7 protein-coding genes are annotated in these 6,133 nt (G+C 42.9%); 4 read left to right on the forward strand and 3 right to left on the reverse strand.

What is annotated here, in order from left to right; translation table 11 throughout:
* Positions 1-230 (reverse strand): hypothetical protein (locus HT701_RS11625; protein WP_345889996.1); only part of this gene is annotated, 230 nt, incomplete at its 3' end.
* A 290-nt stretch (positions 231-520) separates the two neighbouring features.
* Between HT701_RS11625 and HT701_RS09720 the strand changes: the two genes are divergently transcribed.
* Both HT701_RS09720 and dtd read left to right on the forward strand, forming a co-directional pair.
* On the forward strand, positions 521-2,743 hold the full coding sequence (locus HT701_RS09720; RefSeq protein WP_172931472.1) for a bifunctional (p)ppGpp synthetase/guanosine-3',5'-bis(diphosphate) 3'-pyrophosphohydrolase: 2,223 nt from the start codon (positions 521-523) through the stop codon (positions 2,741-2,743).
* Between the two features lie 29 nt (positions 2,744-2,772).
* Positions 2,773-3,216, forward strand: a complete 444-nt coding sequence (dtd, locus tag HT701_RS09725; protein WP_172931473.1) for a D-aminoacyl-tRNA deacylase — start codon at positions 2,773-2,775, stop codon at positions 3,214-3,216.
* Between the two features lie 31 nt (positions 3,217-3,247).
* On the opposite strand, the gene HT701_RS09730 is transcribed toward dtd, so the two are convergent.
* Both HT701_RS09730 and HT701_RS09735 read right to left on the reverse strand, forming a co-directional pair.
* Positions 3,248-3,613: a hypothetical protein gene (locus tag HT701_RS09730; RefSeq protein WP_119947772.1), complete on the reverse strand. Its 366-nt coding sequence runs from the start codon at positions 3,611-3,613 to the stop codon at positions 3,248-3,250.
* Between the two features lie 217 nt (positions 3,614-3,830).
* The gene (locus HT701_RS09735; RefSeq protein ID WP_119947063.1) at positions 3,831-4,481 is read right to left on the reverse strand and encodes a metal-dependent transcriptional regulator; all 651 of its coding nucleotides are present in this window, start codon (positions 4,479-4,481) and stop codon (positions 3,831-3,833) included.
* Between the two features lie 111 nt (positions 4,482-4,592).
* Here HT701_RS09735 and HT701_RS09740 point away from each other — a divergent pair, with 111 nt between their 5' ends.
* Entirely contained in the window at positions 4,593-5,435 is an 843-nt protein-coding gene (locus tag HT701_RS09740; RefSeq protein WP_172931474.1) for a metallophosphoesterase family protein, read from the forward strand.
* Positions 5,436-5,510: 75 nt separating this feature from the next.
* Positions 5,511-5,948, forward strand: coding sequence for an Rrf2 family transcriptional regulator (locus tag HT701_RS09745; protein ID WP_001166796.1), 438 nt, complete (start codon positions 5,511-5,513; stop codon positions 5,946-5,948).
* Positions 5,949-6,133: the final 185 nt, after the last annotated feature.

The raw sequence follows: 6,133 nt of genomic DNA on the forward strand, positions 1-6,133 counted from the left end.
TGTTTTGAGCTGACTTCGTCAGTTCTATCTACAACCTCAAAACAGTGTTTTGAGCTGACTTCGTCAGTTCTATCCACAACCTCAAAACAGTGTTTTGAGCTGACTTCGTCAGTTCTATCCACAACCTCAAAACAGTGTTTTGAGCTGACTTCGTCAGTTTTATCTACAACCTCAAAGCAGTGCTTTGAGCAACCTGCGGCTAGTTTCCTAGTTTGCTCTTTGATTTTCATTGAGTATTAATTCCAAAATCCAGTCAAGGTACCAGTGTATGTGATACGTTTATCTTTCGTATCTTCAGGGAAATTGGGGAAGTCAAAAAGTCTTTGGGTTACAATATGGTTTCCGTTCTTCTATCTCTCCTTCTATCACCTAAGTTTAAAATCTAACTTCGTAGTATATTATGGACCAATAATTCAGAATTATCAAGCAATTCAGAATTATTTTTTTCTTATTCTGTTCCAATCTAGTTTTCATATTCTTAAAAAAGTGATAAAATGGTAGGAAGAATTGGAGAGTAGAGATGCCAAAAGAAGTGAATTTAACAGGCGAAGAAGTTGTCGCTTTAACCAAAAAATATTTAACGGAAGAGGATGTCCATTTTGTCCATAAGGCCTTGGTCTATGCGGTGGATTGTCATAGTGGTCAATACCGCAAATCAGGCGAGCCTTATATCATTCACCCTATTCAAGTGGCAGGTATTCTAGCCAAACTCAAGCTGGATGCTGTAACGGTAGCTTGTGGTTTCTTGCATGATGTGGTGGAAGATACAGATGCGACCTTGGACGATTTGGAAAGAGAGTTTGGTCCCGATGTGCGCGTGATTGTTGACGGAGTCACCAAGCTTGGCAAGGTCGAGTACAAGTCTCACGAAGAGCAGTTGGCTGAAAATCATCGCAAGATGCTCATGGCCATGTCTGAGGACATCCGCGTTATCTTGGTCAAACTGTCTGACCGCTTGCACAATATGCGAACCCTGAAACATCTTCGAAAAGACAAGCAGGAGCGCATTTCCAAAGAAACTATGGAAATCTATGCCCCACTTGCTCACCGTTTGGGGATTTCCAGTGTCAAATGGGAATTGGAAGACCTATCTTTCCGTTATCTCAATCCAACGGAGTTTTACAAGATTACCCATATGATGAAGGAAAAGCGCAGAGAGCGTGAAGCCTTGGTGGATGAGGTAGTCACAAAATTAGAGGAATATACGACAGATCGTCACTTAAAAGGGAAAATCTATGGTCGTCCCAAACATATTTACTCGATTTTCCGTAAAATGCAGGATAAGAGAAAACGGTTTGAGGAAATCTATGACCTGATTGCCATTCGTTGTATTTTGGATACCCAAAGTGATGTCTATGCCATGCTTGGTTACGTGCATGAACTTTGGAAACCCATGCCTGGCCGCTTCAAAGACTATATCGCTAACCGCAAGGCCAATGGTTATCAGTCTATCCATACGACTGTTTATGGGCCAAAAGGGCCGATTGAATTCCAGATTCGAACTAAAGCCATGCACGAGGTTGCTGAGTACGGGGTTGCGGCTCACTGGGCTTATAAGAAAGGCGTTAAGGGGCAGGTTAACAGCAAGGAATCGGCTATTGGGATGAACTGGATTAAGGAGATGATAGAGCTCCAAGACCAGGCTGATGATGCCAAGGAATTTGTGGACTCTGTTAAGGAAAACTATCTGGCTGAGGAGATTTACGTCTTTACCCCAGATGGAGCTGTTCGTTCCCTTCCCAAAGATTCAGGACCGATTGACTTTGCCTACGAAATCCATACAAAAGTCGGGGAAAAAGCAACTGGTGCCAAGGTCAATGGTCGCATGGTTCCACTGACAACCAAGCTCAAGACAGGGGATCAGGTTGAAATTGTCACCAACCCCAACTCCTTTGGACCGAGCCGTGACTGGCTCAACATGGTCAAGACCAGCAAGGCGCGTAACAAGATTCGTCAGTTCTTTAAAAACCAAGATAAGGAATTGTCTGTCAACAAGGGTCGTGAAATGTTGATGGCCCAGTTCCAAGAAAATGGCTATGTAGCCAATAAATTTATGGACAAGCGCCACATGGATCAAGTTCTGCAAAAGACCAGCTACAAGACAGAAGAATCCCTCTTTGCGGCTATTGGTTTTGGCGAAATCGGTGCTATTACTGTCTTTAACCGTTTGACTGAAAAGGAACGTCGTGAAGAAGAACGTGCCAAGGCCAAGGCTGAGGCAGAAGAACTTGTCAAAGGTGGCGAGGTCAAGGTTGAAAATAAAGAAACCCTCAAGGTCAAGCATGAGGGGGGTGTGGTCATTGAAGGAGCCTCAGGTCTCCTAGTGCGGATTGCCAAGTGTTGTAATCCTGTTCCTGGTGATGATATTGTTGGCTATATCACCAAGGGGCGTGGTGTGGCTATTCACCGTGTGGACTGTATGAACCTGCGTGCTCAAGAAAACTACGAGCAACGTCTCCTTGATGTGGAATGGGAAGACCAGTACTCTAGCTCAAATAAGGAGTATATGGCCCATATCGATATTTATGGCCTCAACCGTACAGGATTATTGAACGATGTACTGCAAGTTCTTTCAAACACAACTAAGAATATCTCAACAGTCAACGCCCAACCAACCAAGGATATGAAATTTGCCAATATTCATGTGTCCTTCGGTATTGCCAACCTCTCGACGCTGACTACGGTTGTGGATAAGATTAAGAGCGTACCAGAGGTTTATTCTGTTAAACGGACCAACGGCTAATTGTCCTAGCTCTTACTAGAAAGGCTATTATGAAAATCATTATTCAACGGGTTAAAAAAGCCCAAGTGAGTATCGAAGGTCAGTTGCAGGGGAAAATCAACCAAGGCCTCTTATTGCTGGTTGGTGTGGGACCAGAGGACCAAGAGGAAGATTTGGACTATGCTGTGAGAAAGCTTGTCAACATGCGGATTTTTTCAGATGCAGAAGGCAAGATGAACCTGTCTGTCAAAGATATTGAAGGAGAAATCCTCTCTATTTCTCAGTTTACCCTCTTTGCGGATACTAAGAAAGGCAATCGTCCAGCCTTTACAGGTGCAGCCAAGCCTGATAGGGCATCAGACTTCTATGATGCATTCAATCAAAAATTAGCGCAAGAAATACCCGTTCAGACAGGCATTTTTGGAGCGGATATGCAGGTTGAGTTGGTCAATGATGGGCCAGTTACCATTATCCTAGATACTAAAAATAGATAAGAAAGATCAAGCCCAGCCGGCTTGGTTTTTCTCATCTATCATAAAATACTCCAAAAGAAATCGGTGCTTGATAGGCTTGGGGAAAGTCTTGTTTCAGGATTTGGCAGGTGCGATAGGAAGGGATGAGATGTCCTAGGATGAGGAGAGTCCCCTGAAGGAAAAGTGGGGTACCACTTAAACATATCAAGGAGAGAATTATCAGGATATCCCATAGAAGGATTTGTAAGGCAAAGCGCCAGAATCTCGGTCTAATCTGGGAATAGAGTTGACTAAAGTGGTCACAAAGCTGGTTAGAAAGATAGGTAAACAGCACAGGATGAAAGAAAATGAGCCAACCACTGTAAATCAAAATCCAATCCCAAGTAAGTCCCTCTTTAAATGTCAAAAATGCCAGCATGATTCCATCAATGACAAGAAGTTGAATGGTTTTGATGAAGATGATTTTTTCATGATAAGCCCTCCTTTTTTCCTCTGTTAGTGACGGAATAGTTTATATAATTATTATACAATATTTAGTTGGATTATGGAAGCGTTTACTATCGTGTTTGATATAAAAAATAGATAAGAAAACCCTGAAAATCAAACTTTCAGGGTTGGTTGGGGTACTTGAGAAATTAGTTGATTTTCTCGACATAGAGTTGTTTGGCAATGTCCATATTCACTTGTAAATCATTATCTTTATTAAGGATAGTGAAGGTGTTGCTGAAGCCATCAAACTGCTTGACTTGGAGCTGGTCACCGATGTGAAGTGAGTGCTTGTCCAGATAATGGAGAATGTCAAAACTATCATGCACCCGAGTCAGGCGGTAGGCGCCAGCTTCCTTGATATCAGCTAGTGGCAGGTTATTGATTTCAACGAGGAGTTCTCCCTTGGCAGGAATAGTTCCTCCGTGGGGGCAGGTTTTAGGGAAACCTAGCAGTTTATCTAGTCTTTCCACGAACAGGTCAGAGACAGTGTGTTCCAAGACCTCAGCTTCCTCGTGAATCTGGTCACTTGTATAGTCTAAATGATGAACTAGAAAAACTTCAATCAAGCGGTGCTTACGATAGAGCTCAGAGACCAGTTTGAGGCCGAGGTCAGTCAGTAGATAGCCACATTCCTTGTCCTTTAGGATGAGGTTTTCACTCTTCATCCGTTTGATCATTTCAGTTACGGCAGGGGGAGAGACTTGCATGCGAGCCGCAATTTCCTTGTTGGTGATTTTATACAGGTCTATGCCAATTTCATAAATACATTTTAGATAATCTTCTTTATTCGGGGTCATTCGTTTCCTCTTGTCTAATATCTTTATCTAGTATATCAAAAAAAGCTAGATTTCTCTAGCTGTGACTTTTTATGTTATACTTATTGCAAGAGAAAAAACGAGGAGATGAATATGACGAAAATAGCTCTTCTTTCAGATATTCATGGAAATACCACTGCTTTAGAGGCTGTTTTGGCAGATGCTCGGCAGCTAGAAGTGGATGAATACTGGCTTTTGGGAGACATTCTCATGCCAGGGACAGGACGCAGAAGGATTTTGGACTTGTTGGCTCAACTACCGATTACGGCTAGAGTTTTGGGAAACTGGGAAGACAGTCTTTGGCATGGTGTCCGCAAGGAATTGGATAGTACTCGTCCCAGTCAACGTTATCTCTTGCGCCAGTGCCAATATGTTTTAGAGGAAATTTCCCTAGAAGAAATCGAATTGCTCCACAATCAACCACTCCAGCTTCATCGTCAGTTTGGGGCTTTGACGGTGGGAATTAGCCATCATCTACCTGATAAGAACTGGGGGAGAGAGTTGATTCATACTGGAGCTCAAGAGGATTTTGACCGCTTGGTGACTAATCCGCCTTGTGATATCGCTGTATATGGTCATATTCACCAGCAGTTGCTTCGTTACGGGACTGGTGGGCAATTAATTGTCAATCCGGGTTCAATTGGCCAGCCTTTCTTTCTAGATGCCCAGTTACGGAAGGACTTGCGAGCCCAGTATATGATTTTAGAGTTTGATGGCAAGGGCTTGGTAGATATGGACTTCCGACGGGTAGACTACGATGTGGCAGCTGAATTGCAGCTGGCTAAAGACCTCAAACTTCCCTATTTTGAGGTTTACTATGAAAGTCTGGTCAATGGGATCCACCATACTCATCATCAGGAATTTCTGAGAGAATTGGCCCAGAAAGAGGGCTACGATCGGGAGTTAGACGACTGGTTAAAAGGTGGTAACGATTGACATTACAACTAAAAAGGGTATAATAAAAGAAAAAGAAGAGTAGAGGCAGGGTAGCCTCGTAAAAAGGAGAAGAGCATGCAAATTCCAAGTAGATTTACCATTGCGACTCATATGCTGATAATCATTGCCCTCAAGGGGAAGGAAAGCAAGGTGACCAGTGATTTTCTGGCTGCTAGTGTCGGGGTCAATCCTGTCATTATCAGAAAAACCTTGTCCCAGTTGAAGAAGGCAGAGCTGATTTCAGTGGCGCGTGGAACAGGGGGAACAGAGATTGTCAAGGATCTCAAGGATATTAGTCTTTTAGATGTTTATCAAGCGGTTGAGTGTCTTGGTAAGACTGGTCAACTCTTCAGTTTCCATGACAATCCAAATCCAAATTGTCCAGTTGGAGCTCATATTCATGATGTTTTGGATCAAAAATTGGAGAGAATCCAGCTGGCCATGGAGGCAGAGCTTGGTCAGACTAGTTTAGAGCAAGTTGTGGCTGATGCAGAGAGTCAGATGAAGGAGTGAATTCTTCTTTAAAATAAAAAAGCTTATGAGAAGGTTTTTATACTCAATGAAAATCAAAAAGCAAACTAGGAAGCTAGCCGCAGGTTGCTCAAAACACTGTTTTGAGGTTGGAGATAAGACTGACGAAGTCAGTTACATATACCTACGGAAAGGCAAAGCTGACGTGGTTTGAAAAGATTTTCGAA

It is taken from the genome of Streptococcus sp. 10824, from assembly GCF_013276595.1.
Taxonomy (GTDB): Bacteria; Bacillota; Bacilli; order Lactobacillales; family Streptococcaceae; genus Streptococcus; species Streptococcus pseudopneumoniae.